The 22,031-nt window shown below is 46.5% G+C and carries 11 protein-coding genes; 1 reads left to right on the top strand and 10 read right to left on the bottom strand.

The window, feature by feature from the left end:
- Positions 1 to 108 precede the first annotated feature (108 nt).
- Entirely contained in the window at positions 109 to 768 is a 660-nt protein-coding gene (locus tag BMY78_RS10480) for a helix-turn-helix transcriptional regulator (protein ID WP_090897736.1), read from the top strand.
- A 172-nt stretch (positions 769 to 940) separates the two neighbouring features.
- Here the strand turns inward: BMY78_RS10480 and BMY78_RS10475 are convergent, their stop codons facing one another.
- The 10 genes from BMY78_RS10475 to BMY78_RS10430 form a co-directional block, all read right to left on the bottom strand.
- The gene (locus tag BMY78_RS10475) at positions 941 to 1,735 is read right to left on the bottom strand and encodes an SDR family NAD(P)-dependent oxidoreductase (protein WP_090897733.1); all 795 of its coding nucleotides are present in this window, start codon (positions 1,733 to 1,735) and stop codon (positions 941 to 943) included.
- 168 nt (positions 1,736 to 1,903) lie between these two features.
- A complete protein-coding gene (locus tag BMY78_RS10470) occupies positions 1,904 to 2,953 on the bottom strand; it encodes an AraC family transcriptional regulator (RefSeq protein WP_090897731.1) in 1,050 nt (349 codons plus the stop codon).
- 160 nt (positions 2,954 to 3,113) lie between these two features.
- A complete protein-coding gene (locus BMY78_RS10465; RefSeq protein WP_090897728.1) occupies positions 3,114 to 7,181 on the bottom strand; it encodes an S-layer homology domain-containing protein in 4,068 nt (1,355 codons plus the stop codon).
- A 370-nt stretch (positions 7,182 to 7,551) separates the two neighbouring features.
- Complete coding sequence (locus BMY78_RS10460; RefSeq protein WP_090897725.1) at positions 7,552 to 10,800, bottom strand: glycosyl hydrolase; 3,249 nt, start codon at positions 10,798 to 10,800, stop codon at positions 7,552 to 7,554.
- Entirely contained in the window at positions 10,797 to 12,815 is a 2,019-nt protein-coding gene (locus tag BMY78_RS10455) for a glutaminase family protein (protein WP_305729128.1), read from the bottom strand. Before BMY78_RS10455 ends, BMY78_RS10460 begins: the two co-directional genes overlap by 4 nt.
- A gap of 133 nt (positions 12,816 to 12,948) precedes the next feature.
- A complete protein-coding gene (locus BMY78_RS10450) occupies positions 12,949 to 14,592 on the bottom strand; it encodes an extracellular solute-binding protein (RefSeq protein WP_090897720.1) in 1,644 nt (547 codons plus the stop codon).
- A 62-nt stretch (positions 14,593 to 14,654) separates the two neighbouring features.
- On the bottom strand, positions 14,655 to 15,551 hold the full coding sequence (locus tag BMY78_RS10445; RefSeq protein ID WP_063565068.1) for a carbohydrate ABC transporter permease: 897 nt from the start codon (positions 15,549 to 15,551) through the stop codon (positions 14,655 to 14,657).
- 12 nt (positions 15,552 to 15,563) lie between these two features.
- A complete protein-coding gene (locus tag BMY78_RS10440; protein ID WP_082935088.1) occupies positions 15,564 to 16,490 on the bottom strand; it encodes an ABC transporter permease in 927 nt (308 codons plus the stop codon).
- A gap of 44 nt (positions 16,491 to 16,534) precedes the next feature.
- Positions 16,535 to 19,618 (bottom strand): alpha-mannosidase, encoded by a 3,084-nt coding sequence (locus BMY78_RS10435; protein WP_090897717.1) that lies wholly within the window; start codon positions 19,616 to 19,618, stop codon positions 16,535 to 16,537.
- A 46-nt stretch (positions 19,619 to 19,664) separates the two neighbouring features.
- The gene (locus tag BMY78_RS10430) at positions 19,665 to 21,866 is read right to left on the bottom strand and encodes a hypothetical protein (RefSeq protein ID WP_090897714.1); all 2,202 of its coding nucleotides are present in this window, start codon (positions 21,864 to 21,866) and stop codon (positions 19,665 to 19,667) included.
- Positions 21,867 to 22,031 lie beyond the last annotated feature (165 nt).

Raw genomic sequence — 22,031 nt, 5'->3', positions numbered from 1 at the left:
ATTTTACTTTACAAAGTTTAAACTACAGTTCGTTTTTGACTTTGTCAATGTTTTTGTTTAAAATGTATGGAATAATGAAGATTCAGTTGTTTAAAAAGGAGGTTCACCATGAGCCGGGATCAAACGAAAAAGGATGCCTCAACCAGTACCCGAAAAGCAATCATTAACCTGCTTAAGCATCAGGGTGGAATGGATGTGGTGGCACTCTCCTCCCAATTTGCGTTATCTGGAATGGCTATTAGGCAGCACTTAAATGCACTGAAAGAAGAAGGATTGGTTACTTTCGAAGAAGAGGCTCGTCCCATGGGTCGACCAACCAAGCTATGGAGATTAACCCCAGCTGCTGATCGTTTTTTCCCTAGTGGATATTCGGAGTTATCCGTCAGTCTGATCAATTCCATGAAAGAAGCTTTCGGAAATGAAGGACTGGACAAGCTGCTGAGTGTGCGGAACAAGAACATGCAAGAGCAATATCTACAGTACATTGGTGATGCATCCGGCGTGAAGGAAAGGCTGGAGAAACTGGCTGAAATTCGAACAAATGAAGGTTATATGGCCGAGATTAAGGATCAAGGCGATGGTAGCCTCTTATTTATAGAAAAGCATTGTCCAATCTGTGAAGCTGCGGCGGTATGTACCGGGTTATGTAAGAATGAATTGCATTTATTCAAAACGGTTCTGGGAGATCAAGTGCATATTGAACGTGGAGAGTATATTTTGGCAGGTGGAAGAAACTGTATATATACCGTTAGAGAACATCATTCCTAACAAAACAAACATACTTGTGTAACTATAAAAAAAGCCGCCAACAGGCGACTTTCTGAATGGTTATGTTTTGTTCCCGTTAAAGTCGATTAAGCTTATGGATATATAAAACGAAAAAAGAACCTTGGGCTTGGCTCAAGGTTCTTTACGTTCAGTTGTATAGTGAAAAGCAAGTTTAGAAGATAGTTGGCACCATTCCCCCATCCATACGAATTGGAGAACCTTTGAATGCCGATGCATACGGACTGCATACAAATGTGGCCAATCTGCCTATCTCATTAGGCTTGATAAATCGTTGAATTTCGGATTGAGGCAGGTTTTTGCGCATAAAATCCTTCTCTTTTTCTAAAAAAGTCATCGATTCATCAGGGTAGATGCTCTCAATGATTTGTTGCACATTTTCAGAGAGGGTTGGTCCTGGCATGATTGTATTGACGGTAACTTCTGTTCCTGCCGTTAATTTCGATAAACTTTTGGACAACGATAATAACATCGATTTGGTCATGCAATACTGAGGCATTTGTCCTGAAGGCATGATGGCTTCTTCACTCGCAATAAAGATCATGCGGCCATAATCATTTTGCAACATTTTTGGCATATAAAATTTGGACAATGCATTTGCAGCGAGCACATTCGTACGGAAGTATTTCTCCCATACCTCATCGCTGATATCTTCATATTGCATCATTTCATAAATTCCCATATTGTTCACTAGGATATCAATTTGGGGGTATTTCTCAAATAAGGCTTCTCTTTGACCTATATCCACCAGATCAGCTGTAGCTTTTTGAGGCGAGGTAGCGGGAAAATCGGATCTCAGTTCATGAACCGTACGCTCAACCTCTGCATCATCCCTTCCATTGATGAGTACATTAACCCCTTCTTTGGCAAGTTCAATGGCAATGGCTTTCCCGATCCCCTTCGTCGATCCTGTAACCAAAGCTGTTTTACCGTATAAACCCATATCCATATCACACTACTCCTTTTATGATCTTGTAGCGGCAAGCTGATTCGTTATCATGTTATAAACAGTCTTGTGCTCCGGATAGGATTTATATTACCTTGTCTACATAGCCGAGTAACTAGCGTGTTACGCCAAAGTTCTTGCATAACACGCCAAATGATATAAAGCAATCAGTTAATGAAGCGTTGATGATTTTGGCGGTCCTTCGGATAGCGAATTCGTTCCTAAATATTCCGTACGCCAATTCGTTGGCGTATCCCCTTCCCATGAACGAAAGGCACGGTAGAACGAGTTCTGGTCTTCATATCCAATTAAGAAAGCTACTTCTTTAATGTCCAGTGTAGGGTCGGCCAAGTAAGCTCTTGCCTGCTCATGTCTGGCTTGCGACAACAGATGCTTGAAACTTGTATTCTCTTCTGTAAGGCGGCGCTGCAAGGTGCGATCGCTCATACCCAATTCCTTGGCAACGACCTGAATGTCGGGGCGACCTCCTGTAAGACTGCGTTTCAAAATCCATTTGACCATGTCTGTAATAGAACGACTGCCCTGCTGTTCGTCCAGCGATCGGTCCAGGGCGGGAGTAAGGATTTCCAGCAACTCTTCGTTGTATGAAAGAAACGGACGGTCCAAATCTGTACGATGTAAGGTGAGCCGGTTACAGGTTGCACCAATCCGAATCGGGCAGCCAAAATAAGTCTCAAGGGTGTGAACATCGCCCATGGTGTGCGAAAATTCAACAAGCCGCGCAGTCAAAGGTTGACCTGTTCCCCGGCGCCCCAGTTCGAGGAGAAATGCCAGTGTGACTCCAACCAGCAATGACGGACCAGAGTGTTCGTTAGTTAACCATTCCAGTTCAATTGAACAATCATCGCCCTCCTCAGTAATACGCAAGCTTTCAGGAGGGCAGAGCTGTTTGTAGCGAGCCATTCGTTGTAGTGCATCACGATAGTCACGTGCGTGGTAGGTCGCTAAGACGCTCGGTGGGTATTTCCCTGTTTCAAAGATGGTTGCTAGCTTGATGATTCCTTCGGCAGTGTCACCAACGAGATCGGAATATGCCTGCCAGATCGCAAAATATTGAGCGGTCGTGACAGCTGGTTCAGTTATAATCGTGAGCGGTAGTTGTGCCTTGCGAGCTACATCATGGGCGGCAATCCCTAATTGATGCAAGCCTGTCCAAAACCCTGCCGGGAATTTAATCCGCTCAGAGGTGTGAGACTTCATAGATACTCCCCTTCTTGAAATCTTTGTTGCTTAATGATTCATCCACTGTACAGGGACTCTGATTCTTTTGCAATGTCACTAATATTTCCTGATCTCCAGAATAAAACAAGAAACCAGTGCGGAAACTTCCGCACTGGTTTCGAGGGAATTCGATATAGCGTTATTTCGATTGTTCAAGAAGTCCAACAATAAGTGTAACTGCCTCAGCCCGGGTAGCTGTCTGCAAAGGAGCAAATCGATTGCCACCTACACCGCCCACCAGACCTGCTTCCACGGCAGAAGCTACATAGGATACTGCCCATGCCGGGACATCCTTGGCATCTTTGAAATCCAGTTTCGCATTGGAATTCGTTTGAATTCCGCCAGCGCGTGCAATCATAGTTACCATCTCCGCCCGGCTCAGCGTCTTGCTAGGGCCGAACGAACCATTTTCGTAACCATTGACGATGCCAGCGGATGCAGCTGCTGTAATATAAGGCTTCGCCCATGAAGGAATCTTGTTATCATCCGTATAGTGAATACTCTCGCTTACGGTATTCAGATTCAAGGCACGGCCCAGCATCGTTATGAACTCGGCACGTGTGACTTTCTGATTTGGACGAAAGGTCTGATCGCCATAACCATTCACGAATCCAGCCGCCAGGGCTTTATCAATTGCAGATTTTGCCCAGTGTCCGTCTGTATCTTTCAACGCTGGCGCAGTGCCTGTGCTTCCGTTATTACCTGATCCAGTACCCGGCTGGTTGCCGGAATCAGTTCCGCTGCCGGTACCGCCGTTCGAACCGTTACCGGTTGTTGTATCGCTACCGGTTCCTGAGGAGGAGCCATTACCACTGCCGGAACCATTACCTGAACCTGAACCGGAGCCGGGATTCGATGTTCCCGGATTGGACGTTCCTGGTCCCGGATTCGATGGTTCCGTCTTCTTCACAATACCGAACTGATCAACAATGAACGGGTCTGTTCCCTTCAGATTTTGGTCAATTTCATATGTTACAGCTGTCAGTTTGCTGCCGTCAATCGTAATGCCCACAAAATTCTGGACCTGACTGCGCATTGGACGACGGCTGTCATTCGGATCAGGACCATATTTGGCTGCATGATTCTCATCTGCAAGTTCAAAAAGACCGTAATAAGCATCACCGAGACTTGTGCTCGGATTTTTGTAATACACTTTTGGACCAGCTGTTGCCGGAATTAGATAGATCGAGCCATTCGGATTTACAGAGTATTCGATTTTCTCTCCATTCATCACCTCGGTGATGATTTCCGGCTCCCGTGCTGCACCCTTTTGATCAATCGGTTTTGTGCGGGCGTAGATATGGTCATGCCCCTGGAGAACAAAATCAATGCCAAGCTCCGCCATGATCGGTGCAATTTTGGTGCGTACTCCATTGGGTCCCATAATGTCGGAATCGGTCGCATGGTTTGACGTCGTGTATGGCCCCTTGTGAATGTTCACAATAATCCACTGAGATCCATTCTTCTTGGCAGCCTGAACATCTTTCTTCAGCCACTCGACTTGCTCTAATGAGAAGTTGTCATACTCATCCGAGTCCTCATTGGAGTTCAACACAACAAAATGCGCATTGCTGTAATCATACGAATAGTAAGCTCCCGTCTCCGTTGCGGAATTCACCGGTGTCTGGATATTGAAATGATCGATAAACGCATAATTTTTGTCCTCATGATTCCCTGCGGACGGCACGATGGTTGTGTTTAAGAGGCTTTCCTGCGAGTGCCCTAGCAGCCAGTTCCACTGTTCCTCTTTCACACCAGTATCCACGATATCCCCGTTATGAACGACAAATTGTGCATCCGGTACGGTAGCCAATGCTTTGGCCAATGTCTCCGAGGACAGAATTGCCTCATCCTCTTCCTTCGCTTGTGTATCCGCCAGATCAATGAAAGTGAATTTGCCTTTTTCCGGTGCTGTACGGAAGGTACCTGTCTCGCTCCATACTTGTTGGGAAGCATCCCCTACACGGAAATAATAGGTCGTATTGGCTTTCAGATCTGTCACTTCTGCTTTGTGCATCAGTTCTGTAGGCGCATTCGCAGGCTGTGCAGAGCGCCCTTGAACCGATTTGGCTTGTGTGAAATCAGGTGTTGCAGATGTTTTCTCCACAACCTGAAGGTCGCTATTCGTTACTTGATCGGAAGTGTACCATGTGAAGCCTTTGCTCGTGGTAGGATCTCCATGGAACGTTACCGTTACCTTGTTTACCTGTTCTGGAACAGGAACGGTATCCGATTTCTTGATGATCCCGAAAGTATCCACGATAAATGGTTCAGCATTATTTTTATTTTTGTCAATCTCATACGTTATGGCGGACAGCTTGTCTCCATTAATAGTCAAGGAGACAAAGTTCTGTACATAACCTCTAGCCAAACTTGTAGTGTCACCATATTGCCGTGCGTGGTTTTCTTCCGCACGCTCGAACAAGCTGAAGTACGCTTCACCAAGTTCAGTTTTCTGGTTTTTGAAGTATACTTTGGCTCCTGCTGTAGCCGGAATCATATAAATGGTTCCATCTGGCTTAACTGCGTAATCGATACTCTGTCCATTAAAGGTCTCCGTTATTTTGGACACATCTTCAGCGGTACCATCGCTCTTGATTGGCTTCGTCCGTGCATAGATATGGTCATGTCCCTGAAGGACCAGATCAATCCCCAGTTCGTTCATGAGCGGGGCAATTTTTTTCCGTTCACCGTTCGCACCAATAATGTCGCTATCCGTGGCGTGATTCGATGTCGTGTACGGACCTTTATGGATATTCACGATAATCCACTTGGCTCCTGCGGCTTTTGCTTCCGCTACATCCTGCTTCATCCATGCGACTTGCTCATTCGAGAAGTTGGCGTACTCCGTTGAATTCTCATTGGAGTTCAATACGATAAAATGGGCTTTGCTGTAATTATACGAGTAATATGCGCCTGTTTCCGTTGCAGCACCGTCTGGCTGCTTCACATTAAAATGATCGTAGAACGCATAATTTTGATTCTCATGATTGCCAGCAGATGGTGCAATGGTCGTGTTCATGAGACTGGCTTGCGAATGACCAAGCAGCCAATTCCATTCTTGTTCTGAAGTACCATTCTCTACAACGTCTCCGTTATGGACAACGAATTCAGCATTAGGAACCGTTGCGAGTGCTTTGGACAGAGTTGATCCAGACAGGATCGCCTCATCCTCTTCCTTCGCTTGTGTATCCGTCAGGTCGATAAAGGTAAACGCTCCGTCAACCGGAGCCGTTTTGAACGTTCCAACTTCACTCCATAGGCCCAGTTCCTGATCACCAACACGGAAAGAATAGGATGTATCTGGCAAAAGCCCCGTTGCTTCCGCCTTATGCACCATTTCTCCAGGGGAGTTGGAAGCTACGGTTGCACGTCCACTGAAGCTTTGGGCCTGACTGAAGTCGGCAACGCCTACTTGGTTCGGCACCACTTGAACAGTGCTCTGTGCAGATGCAAGAGGCGTATACCAAGTGAAGCCTTTGCTACTTGTTGCATCCCCATAGAAAGTAACCGTTACTTTGCTGATATCCAGCGATGGTGCATTAGCCAAAGCTTTAAGTTCCATGTCAAAATACAGGTCCGAGCTGCTGTCGCTCTGTTGATGTACTTCGACTGCAATTTCGTTTGAGCCATCACGCAAATTGGCTTTCATCGGCGCAGTGAGGTCAACATCCTCATACATTACCGGCAAATCCTTACCAGAAGTTGCTTTGGTAGAGTAATCAATCTCGCCGTTAGGCATGCCAAAGCGACGAACTTCCACACCATTCACATAAATCACTGCACCATCGTCAATACCAAATGTGCCGAGAATTTGTCCGTAACCGTCAATTTGTTCCTTGTTAACGTTTAGGTTGGTCCGGAAATAGGTAGTGCGGGGTTTTAATTTTTTGTCCAGACCATAGCTGACTACCGTTTGGAGAGATCCAAAATAGGAAGTGCTTATGCCACTCCCGTTGTCTTTGTAACCAAATGGAGCCGGTCCCGAATTCCAAGATGAATCATCGTATGAAGCACGCCATTCCGCTTGTAGATCCTGACCCTGATCGAAATAATGCCAATTGGCATTCCGCTGTAACAGTATCTCAGGCTCAGACATTGATGCGGCCTGGGCTGAATGGACTCCCCCAAATCCCGCAAGCCATCCGAATACCAAAGCAATGGATAACAGGATGGATAACACTTTTTTGTAAAGGTGACTGATCATAATTCTCTCCTTTGTATGTATGATTGGTTGGCTTATGTAACTCCAAACAGGCCAAGCATAACAAGTAGAGATCAGCATCCGGTAAGCGTGACGTAAAACTTATGTAAACTCTTACATTTATTTAACTTATAATATATGTAATATGTTTTTAGTTAACATAATAATTAATATGGTTTCTCACTCCTGTTTGCACCAAAAATATAGAGACTATTTTTAAAGGTTTGAAGAATAACTGGGTTCAACTATACTTATTTCCAGCGTAGTTAAGCTCCGTCTTTCGAATTCAATGCAAAAAAAGCCGCCAATATGGCGACTTTATTGTGTTCATATTCTTCCCCGACGAATCCAAACCCTAAACCTGAAACGTACATTATTTTAATAATTTAGTTACAAGTTTTACCGGACCATTTATGCCCGAAGGTAGTGATGACTTTCCGTATAGATTCTCCAGTGTATTAGCCACATGAATGTCGATAACATTATTACCTGGCACCATGTAAGGCGTGACGTTCCAATGATAGGGTGGCCATAACCGGATGCCAATCTGTTCCCCATTCACGTATAGGCAAGCCGTCTCTTTAATGTCTTCTGCTTCCAGCCAAATTTCATTTCCCGGATTCAAGCTGACATCAGACAAATCCAGTTGCTGCGAGTACACTCCTGCTCCCGAATAGAAAGGATAACCTTCAACGTTCCAAACCCCAGTCATTTGTTCTGGCTCAATGGTTAATGTAGTCTGATTTTGTATAGCAAATGAACCAACCAGATAAACAGGAAAGGAAATGGCTGGCATAGGTTCCAGCAATGAAACCGTGAGAACTTCAAGCTCATTCTCGCCTTGCACCAGATGTTTGGTAATATCCACACCAGCGTAATGAGTATCTTGCCACAGTGAGGGCCGAAGTGCTTCCATCCGTACTCCATTAACAAAGATTTCAACATTACGTCTGCGTTGGAGGAAACCAATATGGGATGGGATTTTTTGCTCAATATCGTCAAGGATTAGCTCAATCGTGAAGATCCGATCAGTTCCAGGTTCTTTTAAAAGGACTTCATCCCACTGTGATTTCATAAACTCGATCCACTCTTCTGTTACGACAAATGTTGTCCGGTACGTGTTGACTTGGCCTGGCATTGTTGCATTCATTCTGGAATGACGATCATTCAATGTGACGTGCCACCGGTCCAACACAAGCACATTGGGATCGACGGTCTGAAACTGCCAAGGATCACCTAACACCAACACATCGGTGGTATGTTGCACTTTATGATTTATAGGCTCTTGCGGTTTGGGATGCGTCGAATCTTCAGTGTGAAGCGGATCAGGTACATAATTAGGTCTAACGGATAGAACACGAAGCTCTCCCGGTACAAATGTTAGAACAGCATCATGACTCACCGGGTTTATACTCCCGTTTTCCAAGTTCCATTCTTCCATCTGTTCTTCAATGTGTTCTTTCACAGGGTTTTGATGGAGTTGAATGGTCACGGGCTGCTCCGACCAGTTCATCAGCCATGTGTGCACATGATCTTCAAATTTGCGTTCAACGCTAATCAGATCCTCAGCTTGCCCCTCGATCTGTTTCCAGGCAATAGTTGGTGATGATGTCGTTAACTCTCTTAACTGAACACAAAAGGTCATAAGTGTGTCGTTATGAGCGGTGTTTTTCATGGAATAGAATAGGCTGCACCCTTTGCCCACCGCTTGTAATTTCCCTGGCTGAGGATCGGAGCCATATAGTTCGTTCATATACTTCCGTAATTCGGGATCTTGGCGCTGTCGCTCACTATCACAAGGAATTGCCCCAACCGCAATAAGCGTTCCACCGTGGTTTACAAAGGTCACAAGCTGTTTTGCAATAACTATAGACATGACCGTAATTTCCGGCAAAATTAAAATTGAATATTCGTTTAGTACTCCGTTAAACTGATATCCTCCAGCATGAGTAATCTTTGCCTCTCTGAGCTGACACTCATCCACATAATCGTAATCAATGGAGCTGCGCAGCATGCGATCTGACAATAACGAGAACACTTGATCCGCAGCTGGATGCTTTTTCGATTCACCGGATAAGAACATCTGCTCATATACCGTTTGGATCGGTGATAACAGAAGGACTTCAGGTGTACGCTTCGTGAAAGAACCCAGTACACTCAACCGACCAAGATAATCGGCAAAAGTCCGATAATGCGGCCAATGCGGTGCATGCTTGAATTCGGTAGGTGGAAAGTCTGTTTTCCGATACCCTGCAAACGAATAGTAAAATGCATGCGGGATAAACAAATTAACACCCAGAAATGCCATGAAATTGGCATCAAGCCGCCTTTGTCGCATGGCATAGGCATGACCGCTCGCACCAAATGACTCGCAAATAACTCTTTTTTTTCCATCCAACTGTGCGACAGACGCGGCCGTCTTTACGGATACGATACGATGTGGATTCTCCTTTGTACCGATTCCATGTGTCAGGTAGTCCACACCCGCATAATGGAACTGCTGCAATACACGGGTTTGATTACCCTGCGACCGAGCTTGCCCCCAGACGGGTTCTTCCAGCGTATGGCCGATGTACAGCAAGCTGTGTGATTCACACCACGAACGAATAGCTTCATGATAACCTTCCACATACCAACGGGTAATCGTATCATAATAGTCCTGCCTCGCAGACCTGCTGCCATCGGCCATACCATATAACAACGCGCCTAATCTTGGAATCAGATCATATCCGTTCTCCTGCTCATAACGCTCCACCATCCCATGTGTCCAAGCGAATACGATTCCGGGCAGAGTTGCATTCACATCCTGAACCGACGTTCGGATGGCTTCGACTCCAAAAAAACCGTCATGGATCATGAGCCCAGGTTCATCCGTGAATACACCTTGAATGGTCACTCCGAAATGAGGCTGAAATTGCTGAAACGGCTCGTATGCCGACTGAATGAAAGCTTGCACGGCTTCCGGGTTCAACGTGTCCAGATAATACCCTTTTGCAAACGTGATCCCTTCAGCAATTTCACAGGACCAGCAGGCAAGTATAATATAATTCTCGTCGGTTTCAGGCCTCCATTTCTGTCCGCATAACTCTGTAATATCCTCAGGTTGATCATATATCAGCCATTCCCCTTCTTGCTGGATGGCACGATAAGCGAGAATTGCGATGAGTTCATTGTTAGCGTAGGTGGCAAAATCGAGAGATAACATTTCCTGCTGTGCATCGTGTACATATCTTCGTTCCTCAACCCTCAAGTATCTCATCCGATATTCGGGATACTGTCTCGTCAGCTTACCTCCCAGTGTTCCACTCGGCCAATTGTCCTCATCATACAGCCAGACCACCATATCACGCTTCTGGCACTCTTTTGTGCAGAAATCCAGCGTATCCATGAACTCCTCTGACAGGTACGAGGCCTGCATCCCGTGACGCGCATGCAATACAACACCGCCAACACCGGCTTCAACCATGGATTGAATTTGGTTTTCCAGCTCTGGCTTGGTAAAACTGTGGTTCAGAAACCAAAAGGGCTGTGGCCGATACGTCGCCTCAGGATTGTTGAACAGCTGTTGTAATGCATGAATATCCGTGATTTTCAACTCCAATTCATCATCTGGTCTCATCATGATTTTGATACAGATGTCTTTCTCAGCAAAGGAATGAAAAACCCACCGACAACCGACCTATTTTGAAAATTTAACTGCTTTCCGGTGATGGTGTCATACCAGTCTGTTACAGGTACACGGCTCGAAGTTTCATTCATAAAGTCCCACAGAGGTGAGATCATCTGTTCGAATTGAGACTGCGTTTCGCTCATGGAGGCACACCATACGAGCCAATCAGACTTGGTGTATGTCTCACGGCTATCCAGCGGTATACCATATCGATTCTGTTTTAGCTGATAATGCGCCAACTCTATAGCAGCCACTTCTTTGGGGAAAAGGTTGAAGTCCAACAGACGATCCCACACCAGATTGTATTTCATGCTCCATGATTCATCCGAGCTGTCAAAAGTCAGCTTGTAGTGATCACCTGCTGTCGCCATGGATGACCACTCCTCTGCCATTTTTGCAGCCGCTTCACGATAAACGGCACCATCCGGCAAACCAAGTTCATCACACATATACGCATAGGCGGCAATGCCTAATATCGCTTTAATCGATAAATTCGCATTGTGCGCCAGATGTCCGGCGAAGTCGTCCGTGCACAGTTGATTGTCAGGGTCCAGTCCATGTTGCAGCAAATATGAAGCCCACGTTGTGAGAAGTCCCCAGTGTTCACGTGCAAATTCCGCGTTCTTCTCATACTTGCATACCGTTGCTGCCATCAGGAGCATATTGCCACATTCCTCGATAGGCATCTGGTATTCAAGTTTGTTCTCTCCGTAAACCTGGCCGTTAGCTTGAGGGTATGTCCCCACGTCATGTGGAGCAAAATCAAACGTCCACTCCGAGCTTTCGGCATACTTATAGATTGGACGCATCATACCTTTGACCAATTCGGTGTTATACCTCAGGAACAACGGAATCGACGGGTAGCTCACATCCACCGTCGCGATACAGCCGTTACTAAAATTCTCTTTGGAGAAAAATAATACTTCTCCTGCTTCATCAGCAACCAATTTATGTGCAGCAATCGCTTGCCGATAGGTTAATGCCAGAATGTCTCTATATTGGTTCCCACCTGCAGCCTGACTCTCCGTTAAGAGTTCCCGATTAAAGCGGGCGCACCGTTGTACTACCTCCTCATATTGATCCGCTGCGTTTACCAGCATCTGCTCAAATGTCACACCATCTTTCTTCCAATACGCATTCAGCGGTTGGTGAAAATATTCAATCGCATGAATATCATCATAGGCGAGCATCAAGTAGCGGGATGCTGGCTCTTCATGGATAAGACCCAAATCCATTTCAGTTGCCATAATGGCCATATCGCCAGATATGAACTTTGGCTGGATAGAATCATCTCCTGTCTTAAAAAGACCTGACCGGGCATACTCCTCACGCTTGGATACCGCATGGATGACCGATTGAGATTGATGAGATCGCTGAATCACCAGATACATATAACCCCAGTCTATTCTCGTATCATCTCCGGCACGTTGTAATATAGGTTGTTCCACCGTTCCTATAGACATGGCGTGTAACTGTTCATTAATTACATGAGACTCCCAGGTGACTTGCTGATCAGGAGTATGTACACACCATTCACCTGTCACATCAAAATAGATTTTCACTTGATGGCCTTGACCATCTATCGCTCGAACATGGAACGTAACATACGTCACAGGTCTGGATAACAGCTCAAGATCATCAAGCAATAGCGGTGTGGTAAAATGAACCTCAAGTTCGATGCCTTCTCCTTCAAAGGTGTAACGGGTAGTTACAGGCTCAACGGTAAGATTCGTCTGAATGAGCACATCAGGCTCCTCAATGGCTGAATTTTCGTGAACGCCTACTTTCCCCATAAACCTTCTGATTTTGCCGTCAATGACAATCATGCCAACCATACCTTGAGTTTTGTTCGTCCAGTGCCTGGTGTGATCATCATAGAGATGGTCCGCAGCAGACCATACGCTAAAATAAGGGTCTACCGTGATCAAAGGTACGGATGGTGGTCTAAACGTTGTCATTTGTTTCATCTCCTTCAATTCATTTTTTCAATGTAAACTGTGCTTCTTGATCCAACAGGGAAAGGCTTCGCTCGCCTTGTTGACCAAGGCGCTGCAAAGCCTATTTGATTTCCGCGATAATCGGTAATTTAATCCTTCAGCATCAGTTCGGCATTTGAACAGTTACGATATCTTTCCCTTTCAGATTCTCATTGGTGAACTGCATCGCTTGGTCGTATCCGGTCTTCCGAAGCTGTTCCCTGAGGTCGTTGATAATGCTAAGGGCCGCTTCATCCGATTTTGCAAAAATGGCTTCCTTCCAGGCATCTCCCATCCGGTCCATGGAAGGCTTCAACATTTCCCATTCCGGTGATTTGGTGATCACATCGCCCGGGTTATAGGCTGTAATTACATGAATGCCGTTTGGACGCAGGATTTTCCGGGCATTTTCCATGGCATCGAGTCTTTCCTGGTCTGCCCAGATGTCGCCGCCTGCTGCCGAATTAATCCGGTCAAGCCCCGTAATCGATTCCAGTCCGATGGTGATACCTTCGTTCTTGCGAACTTTACCGGTCTGATCTGCTGTAAACTTATCAAACCATTCTTGATTCGGTACAGGTTTGCCATCCTTCATATCCCAATGAACCCCTTGAACTCCGTACCGGGCCAGCATGAAGCCTTCGTCAGAAGCCATGTAATCGAGAAACTTGAGCGCTGCATCTACACACGCACCCTTGCAGCTACTGGTGATGGCCGTTACGTTGTTGCCTTGAATGCCAAGATCAACAGGCCGGCTCGGGTCAACATCTGCCCGCTCCAATGGTCCAAGCGGGATGTAATCGCTTCCAGGATGTGAAGTAACATATTCTTTGGAGGCGTCCAAAATGGCCGGATAATGTGCGGCAAGGATAGCGATGCGTCCTTGATTAATTTTTTCCTTGGCGATGGGATCTGTTTGAGTAAAGGCTTCGGGGTCCATCAGCCCTTGCTCAACCAGTTTACGATAGAACAACGTGTATTCTTCATATCCTTTGGTGAAAAAATTATGCTCTACCGTTCCGTCACCTTTGTCTACATAGCTTGCTCCCGAATAGAACATTGTGTTTCCGATGCCTACGGACCATCCGTTACTAAAGCCGCCCAGTGGAAACACGGGCTGGCCGCTCTCCTTCAGGTTGGCATCTTTGATTTTTTGGAGGAAGTTATAGAAGTCTTCCTTCGTCACGACTGACTGAGGGTCCACGCCGACTTTCTTGGCGATATCTTTACGAACATAGAAACCATACAGCCAATCCATGCCATCTTCGTTCGTCGCGGGCTGATTTTGTAAAAGTAAATATTTCTTGCCGTCATACGCATCTATCGCTTTTTCGTATAATGCTGGCGGCACATTTTCTTTCGCAATGGATTTCGCCAGGTTTGGGTAATCCCCCAATTTATCGGATATATCTACCAGCTGCCCCTCTTTGGCAGCCTTGATGATCCCGTCCAGCTCGCCGCCCCATGCAGGTCCGGTGTATATGTCCGGCAAATCCTGAGTGGCGAAAATCTGGTTTACTTTCTCCGTCTCGCTGCCTTTCGTATACTCCCACTCCAAGGTAACGCCAGTTTTCTCTTTGATGACTTCCTCGACTGGGGTCATTCCATTATCCGATCCACCTGAGCCATTCCAATTGTGCAAGATTTTCAGTGTCTTTCCGTTCTCCCCTTCCCCATTCCCTGATGAATCCGTGCAACCGCTCAGCAAACCTCCAACCATGATGGACACGAGCAAGATGGATACGCTTTTCGACCAAATCCTGTTCAAACCAATCGCCTCCTTGAATAAATGATCTCGGTAAAGCTCTAGCAAATTCAGGTCAGGATGATCTACCCTTTAACCGAACCAATCATAACCCCCTTCACGAAATATCGTTGTAGAAACGGATATATACATAAGATCGGGAAAACCGTAATGACAAGCAAGGCCATTCGAAGTGATTCAGGTGTTGCTCCTGCTCCGCCGACTCCACCAACCGTCTGCCCACCCTGCTGTGCTGCACGCTGCATCGAATTGGATAACGCCTCTGCTTCTGTCAGCATTTCTTGCAGTAGGGTCTGCACCGGTATCAAATCTTTGTTCGAGACGTAGTAGGCGCCCGAGAACCAGTCATTCCAGTGGGCTACCCCAATGAACAGCGAGATCGTTGCAAGTACCGGCCCGGAAAGAGGCAGAATGATGCGTACGAAGATTTGAAAATCACCATACCCGTCAATACGCGCCGATTCCTCCAGCTCCTCCGGTATGCCTTGTAGGAATGTCCGAATAATGATGATATGCATGAAGTTGAACAACAAGGGCAAAACGTATACCCAGAAACTATTAATCAGATGCAGTTTTTGCAGCGTAATGAAGAATGGAATAAATCCTGCACTGAAAATCGTAGGCAAAAAGATGTAAAAGGTAAAAAAGGAGCGACCTGGCAATGTTTTTTTGGAAAGTGCATAGGCCATGAGTGTACACAATACAACGTGGAGAAAAGTACCCAGCACGGTGCGCATAATCGTAATTTGATAGGCTTTCCAGATCCGTGCGTTATCGAATACCTGAGCATAGTTATCCAACGTGAATTGGCGGGGAAGAAAATAAATCGCGCCTTGCATCGAATCCTTACCGTCATTCAGTGAATAAGCCAAGATATATATAAACGGGTAAATCATCGAAAACCCAACCAAAGCGAGAAAGATATAGTTAAGTACCGAGAATAAGGACCATTTTCGTTCCATAAGGTCACCTCCTTAGAACAGGGATACATCACTGACTTTGCGGGCGATGCGATTAACGGTTACAACCAGAATGAGTGCGATAACACTTTGGAATAGTCCGACAGCTGCAGCGTAACTGAGACGCCCCTCTCGTATCCCGGAGTTAATGGCATGCACGTCCAGTACACTGCCAAGACTTGCGGTTGCCGGTCCATTCAGGAGAAGCAGTTGTTCATAACCTGCGCTCATCAGACTGCCCACAGCGAGTATGAATAATATGATTGCTACATTGCGGATACCTGGAAGCGATACATGCCACATCTGCCTGAAGCGTCCTGCACCATCCATTTTGGCAGCTTCGTAAAGCTGTTGATCAATACCCGCAATCGCGGCCATAAAGATGATGGAATTCCAACCGATATTCTTCCAGATGTCTGAACCAACGATCATCTGATAGAACCATGTTGGATTGTTCAGGAACTGGATCGACTCCGCTCCAAATGAACCCAATAAGTCATTGACTGGCCCCCCGTACGGCGTTAGGAGCCGTTGCATCAGCGTAACCACGACGATCCAGGATACGAAATAAGGCAAGTAAGAAAGGGTCTGAACCGTCTTTTTGAATTTGATCATTCGGACTTCATTTAAGAGGAGTGCAAGAATGATTGGCATCGGAAAGCCAATTAGCAGTTTCATGAGACTGATGATGATCGTGTTACGGATGATGTCACCGGATTGGTAGTAATTGAAGAACTGTTGAAAGTACTTAAGGCCTGCCCATGGACTTCCGGTGAATCCGCCCACGAAATTGTAATCCCTAAAAGCAACCTGAATTCCATATAGCGGTACATAGGAGAACAGGAAAAACCAGACGATTCCGGGCAGCATAAACAAATAAAAGAGTTTATGCTGCCAGATTCGCTTCATCAATCGATTGTTGCTCACTCGTGTCTTGATCACATTCCAACCTCTCCTTTCTCATGATGGACGGTCAACCATCCCAGCTATAGCTGTCCTAGCTTCAATCGTAACGTGATAATCTCAAATGGCATGAAGGATAGAACCATCTCGGATGCTCCTGCAAATGAAACGGGTGAAAGGATATTTTCCATAAGATCAGTCGTCCAGGCTTCTGTTATATGGAATCCAAGATGTAATGCCGTGGTGGCATGTGTTCCCGAAGTTTCATATAGACGGACGATGATGTCGTCTCCATCCTCGGCTTGTTTGACGGATTCCACCATGATGTGCGGATGGTCCGGCTGAAGAAATGCTTTGGAATACGGAAGCGTACCGTTCTGCTTCGCAGATACAGATGATAAGGAAACGGTACGAAGCGGAATGTTCAGTTCATTACCTCTTCGATAGATCTCGGCCTGAACATGGTTGCCTTGATGCGGATATAACGAGTAGGTGAACGTATGCTCCGCACGATCCGCTTCCGGATCAGGATACGAGCTGCTGCGCAGCAGATTCAGACCAAGCACATTATCGATGGCTCTATGACCATATTTACAATCATTGAGGAGGGCGACTCCATAATCAGGTTCCGATAAATCAATCCACTGATGAGCACATATCTCATCCTTGGCGAAGTCCCACATAGTATTCCGATGAGTGGGTCTGGTCAAACTGCCAAATTGGATCTCACAGTGAACCTGATCTGTACGGATATTCACCGGGAATGAAGTACGAAGCATTTTCCCGTTCTCTCTCCAATCCACGGTCGTCTCGAAATCAATACGTCTGCTGCCTTCTGTCAGAACCACGGTCTGGATCAGAGTGGATTCTCCATAGTTATATTCGAAGACCAGCCCGACTTTTGGACCCTCACGAAGCTCGCGAATGTCATGAAGTGTTAATGGCATACCTTTATGTGCGGAATAGTCATGACTGAAATCCCAAGCATCTCCTTCGTCGTGATACACACGAAGTGCATTTCCCGGAAGATCTTGCGGAATGACTTCCCGAGCTTCAGACTTGTCCCGGATGGAGATAATGGCTCCATTCGGATCAAACTTCACGATGAATGTGTCGTTCTCCACACAGCGTTCTTCAGCGGAAACGCAAACTTCCGACTCTTGTATTCCCGGAACTAACTGGGCGCATGATGCAATCTCATCTATAGCATCCTGGTCCACATGATCTGAGACCAGGGTGTATCCCATGGATGGAACCTGAACCTTACGCCAGCTTCCATTCGTGTGAATCCATTCCTGACGGTCCCAAGGCAATGAATTGAATATCACCACGGAGGAGCTGGATGAGGAATCGACATTTAATGAGATCTGGGCTGCCATATGGCTGTAGGTTTCGTTGATCATATTTTCTGTCTGGTCTAAAAGATATTCATAACGTAAGAGTGACTCATCGTACACACGCTTGATGGAAGACCCGGGAAGGATATCATGGAACTGATACAGGAGGACTTCCTTCCATATCGTTTCCAGTGTCTCAGACGGATAAGACTTGCCAAGCTGTGAAGCCACAAGTACTGAGGCGAACTCCAATTCGCGCAGTGCTTTCTCCATTTTCCGGTTATACCGCTTGCTTCGCGCCTGACTGGTCAGGGTTCCTTGATGCTTCTCCAGGTAAAGCTCACCGCGCCATGTCTGGAACCGTTCACGTTCTTCATTAAGCCGTTCGAAAAATTTCCACGAAGGCTCCTGTATAACAGGGGACAAACCAAGCAGGTTTTTCTCCCGTGTCAGCCGCTCCAAATGCTCTTCGCCAGGCCCTCCGCCTCCGTCTCCTATACCAAAGAGCATAAGTGCATGGTTAGATACATTCTTATCCAGATACCCCTGTTCAGCTTTGATGATCGAACGCGGAGCTGCCGGACTGTTGTACGTATCCTCTGGCGGCATATGCGTTAATACAGCTGAACCATCAATTCCCTCCCACAGAAAGGAATGATGGGGATGCCGGTTGTACTCACTCCAGGAGAGCTTCTGAGTCATCATGTAATCCACACCGGATTTCTTTAATAACTGGGGCAAACTTGCCGAGTAGCCGAATACATCAGGCATCCAGAGCGATTTCATTTCCTGCCCAAATTCCTGCTGAAAATAACGCTTGCCATACAAAATCTGGCGTACGAGTGATTCACCACCAGGCACATTGGTATCCGATTCTACCCACATGGCGCCTTGCGGTTCCCATCTGCCTTCACGTACACGTTCCTTGATCTGCTCATACAGCTTGGGATAATGCTGCTTCATCCAGTCGTACAGCTGCGGTTGGCTTGCTCCGAACACATAATCGGGATAACGCTCCATCATGCGAAGCACAGTTGAGAACGTTCTAGCTCCTTTACGGATCGTTTCACGGATCGGCCATAACCAGGCCAAGTCTATATGAGCATGACCCACAGCGCTAAGGGTTAAGACGGGATCGCCTCCCTCTAGGGATAGCTGTTCATTCAGTCGTTTCTTCGCCTGCTCGACATGCTCTTTGGAGAAATCGGTTAACTGTACAGAAATGTCATAGAGCGTCTGATAAATTCTCTCCTTCCGAGCGGAACCGTCATGGAGCTGCTCTGCCGTTTCCAAGAGCACCTCGGTATCGTAATAAAGCTCCCGAATATCTTCCCTGCAGAAGGCAATGACTGCTTCTTTTAACGTGCCTCCCCGATACTTGCCGAACAGATCGTTATTGCCTGCATCTGCCCACACTTCAACTTCCTGTCCATTTACAGATGTCTCATGGAGCTGCACGACTCGTTTGCCAGGCAGACCTAATGAAAAATCAAATTCGGAGTTAATCGTCGTCAATCCTTGGATAGGTGATCCTTCATGGTCAACCAGACACAGCTCACCGTTGACATCCAGCAAGAGGACCGTGGTTTGGTTACCTGTTACTGCTGGAAGATTACCTGCAAAACGGAACCAGGCACAGTCCCATAACTCTCCCCATTGTTCTCCTTGCTTGAGTGTCACTTTCGTGCCGGTCATCCGTTCCTCGTAAGGTACGGGCTCTGGCGTAACCCAAGCATTCACTTCCAATTCGGCCATCGGCTCATATATGGCTTCCCGAAGTTTATTTAACATCTGTTTTAACCGTTCTAGCCTTATCGGTTCGTATGGCATGCTAGCATACTCCTCTCTGTTACATCAATCAGGTTGTATTGTGAATTCAGGAAGTCCAGCGGACTTGAACCTCTGCATTGTTCTCGTTGCCATGTTCGTAATGAAGAAGCACTGTCTTTGAATCCGGTTCCCAATCCCACACGACAGGCGCCGACTGCTCTTGAACCACATACTCGGCAGATAATGGTTTGGCATTGCAGTACAGCCTTGCTGTTGCCTTCATGTTGGCAGGCCCTTTTGCAATGAATCGAAAACCTGTGGCTGACTGGGACAGACCTTCTATTCGGGAAGAAGCAGCAATGACGGATACTTCTTCAGTCGTTGGACGTCCCGCTTCAATATCATAGAGCAAGGCTTGCTCACCCGGATTCAGGGTCACCTGGCTGAGCACAGTGAGCTTGGAATCAAACAAATCCACAATCGGACCTGGAATGACTACTGCATCTTCGCTGACCGATTCATCGAGAACGGATACGACTTGATAAGGACCTCGTCTAATTTTGAAATAAGGCTTCGATTCCCACTGTAGTTCTGCTCCATGGACAACTTCCATCGTTTCTTTGACAGATTGGCGCAGCCGATCAGCCCCTGCTTTGGATAAAGTGAAGTCAGCCGGATGTTCATTCAACCAGCAAACTCCCCCTTTTCCTACCGTATTGACACCTTCCCTTGTATCTTTCAGACCTAACTGTTCAAACAAATGTGCTCGAGGGGAGTTATACGTCGGATCTGACTGCCCTTGCTTGCGGTCATGATTCCACCACGCACGAATATCGTGATACGGGTCGCTGTCATCGCCAACATAGATTAACGCTCCGCCTGCCTGTACCCACTGTGCAAGGGCATAATGAATGTCCGGATATTCCGGTTTGATAAATTCATAGCTCAGTATGAGTACACGATAAGTTGCCAAGTAACCCGGATACCGCCTTACATTATCCAATTGAAGTGGACGGACCGGAATACCATGTTTCAATAACGGTAGTGTCAGACCGTAAAAAGGAGAGAAATCGAGCAGTTCTGTATCGCCATTCTCCTGAAATCCTTCAGGATCTGTTCCATCGTATTTGCCGGCATGAGGTGCATTGGGATCTGGCTTCATTCGTTGAAACATCGCTGAGTCTGCAATAAAAACACCAACTTGTAATGACTCCTCATCTGTTTCAACATCCTGATTCATGTTACCAAGGGTGTGCATGACTTGGAGCAAAGTTGTGGCATAGTCTGACGGAATTTTCTCCTTGCCAGAGCCATCCTCGGATGGATAAGTGCCTTGAAAGATTCGTCGTGGCCAAGGTGCGACTTCATAATGGGCAACCCCGGGATGCAGCAGTGAGGCAACCACCGTTTTTAAATAGTTCTGGCGGTAATCAGCCCAGGTGTAATTCGGGTTATCCTCGATCGGATCATGCAGGAACCACATTCGTCTGTCGGTCCCCCGAACCAGTTCCTGCATGACGCCGTATTCAAGGTAAGCGGTTTCAAACGTACGTTCCTTACGCAACCCTTCATACACATTGGGGGTTCGGGATGTCCCGGTCCAGATCTGTGCAATATACCCATCGATGGAGGGCAGCTCTAAGAGCTGAGATTGTGGACTAACAATGCGCCACTGTGTGTAATTAATCAGACTATGGGTCGGAACATAAAAGCGAAGAACACGATCATAACGTTTTAACGCGTAGTCCTTCATCTCGGCACATAATCGGTCCAGGACACGTGTATATAAATATGCCTTTAATTTGGAAGCTCGAAATTGTGCATCAGGTGAAGCATGTGGCGGAATCCAAGGCTCTTTGTAATACAACTGCCATTCCCGTTTAAAAGCTTCCGAATAGCCTCCGTTTACCCAGAATTCAGGTTCCTCCAGATGGATGGCTTCCACACCGGCGTCAACGGCAATACGTATTCGATCCGCTATGTAACGGCCAAAGGAAATGGTAGGCACCATGTATGGAATAACTGGTTCGCTCCCATGAAGAATCATGCTGCCTTCCCGGTCCATTTGAGCTTCATCCCAATGTGTTGCCCCATCGACCTCGCCATCCAGATAGCTGTTGTAGGTCCCCCAAGCAACTCCTGTCATCAGGTGAACCACATAGCCTTTTTCTTTCCACTTCCGAATGCGTTCCTGCATCGACTCATCAATCCCGTAAACCATCACAAAGTCCGTCTGCAGATCATAATCGGGATGGTAAGCAGCAGATTCTTGAAATCCGGTACGCTCTTCCTTTCGATCTCGTGCCATCTTCTTATCCTCCCCAGCTCGTATTTGATTTGGGTTGCAATGTATGACTATCCATCTTTTTCTAGACTATAATATATGATATGAATATATTCAATATGTTTTTTATACAAACCTAAAAAAACCTTCTCCGCTTCTCTACGGAAAAGGTTTTCTTGTCTTGTGAAA

The organism is Paenibacillus sp. OK076, assembly GCF_900110055.1.
Classification (GTDB): Bacteria; Bacillota; Bacilli; order Paenibacillales; family Paenibacillaceae; genus Paenibacillus.
The sequence above is the reverse complement of the archived record's forward strand: the minus strand, read 5'-3'. Positions and strand labels throughout refer to the sequence as shown.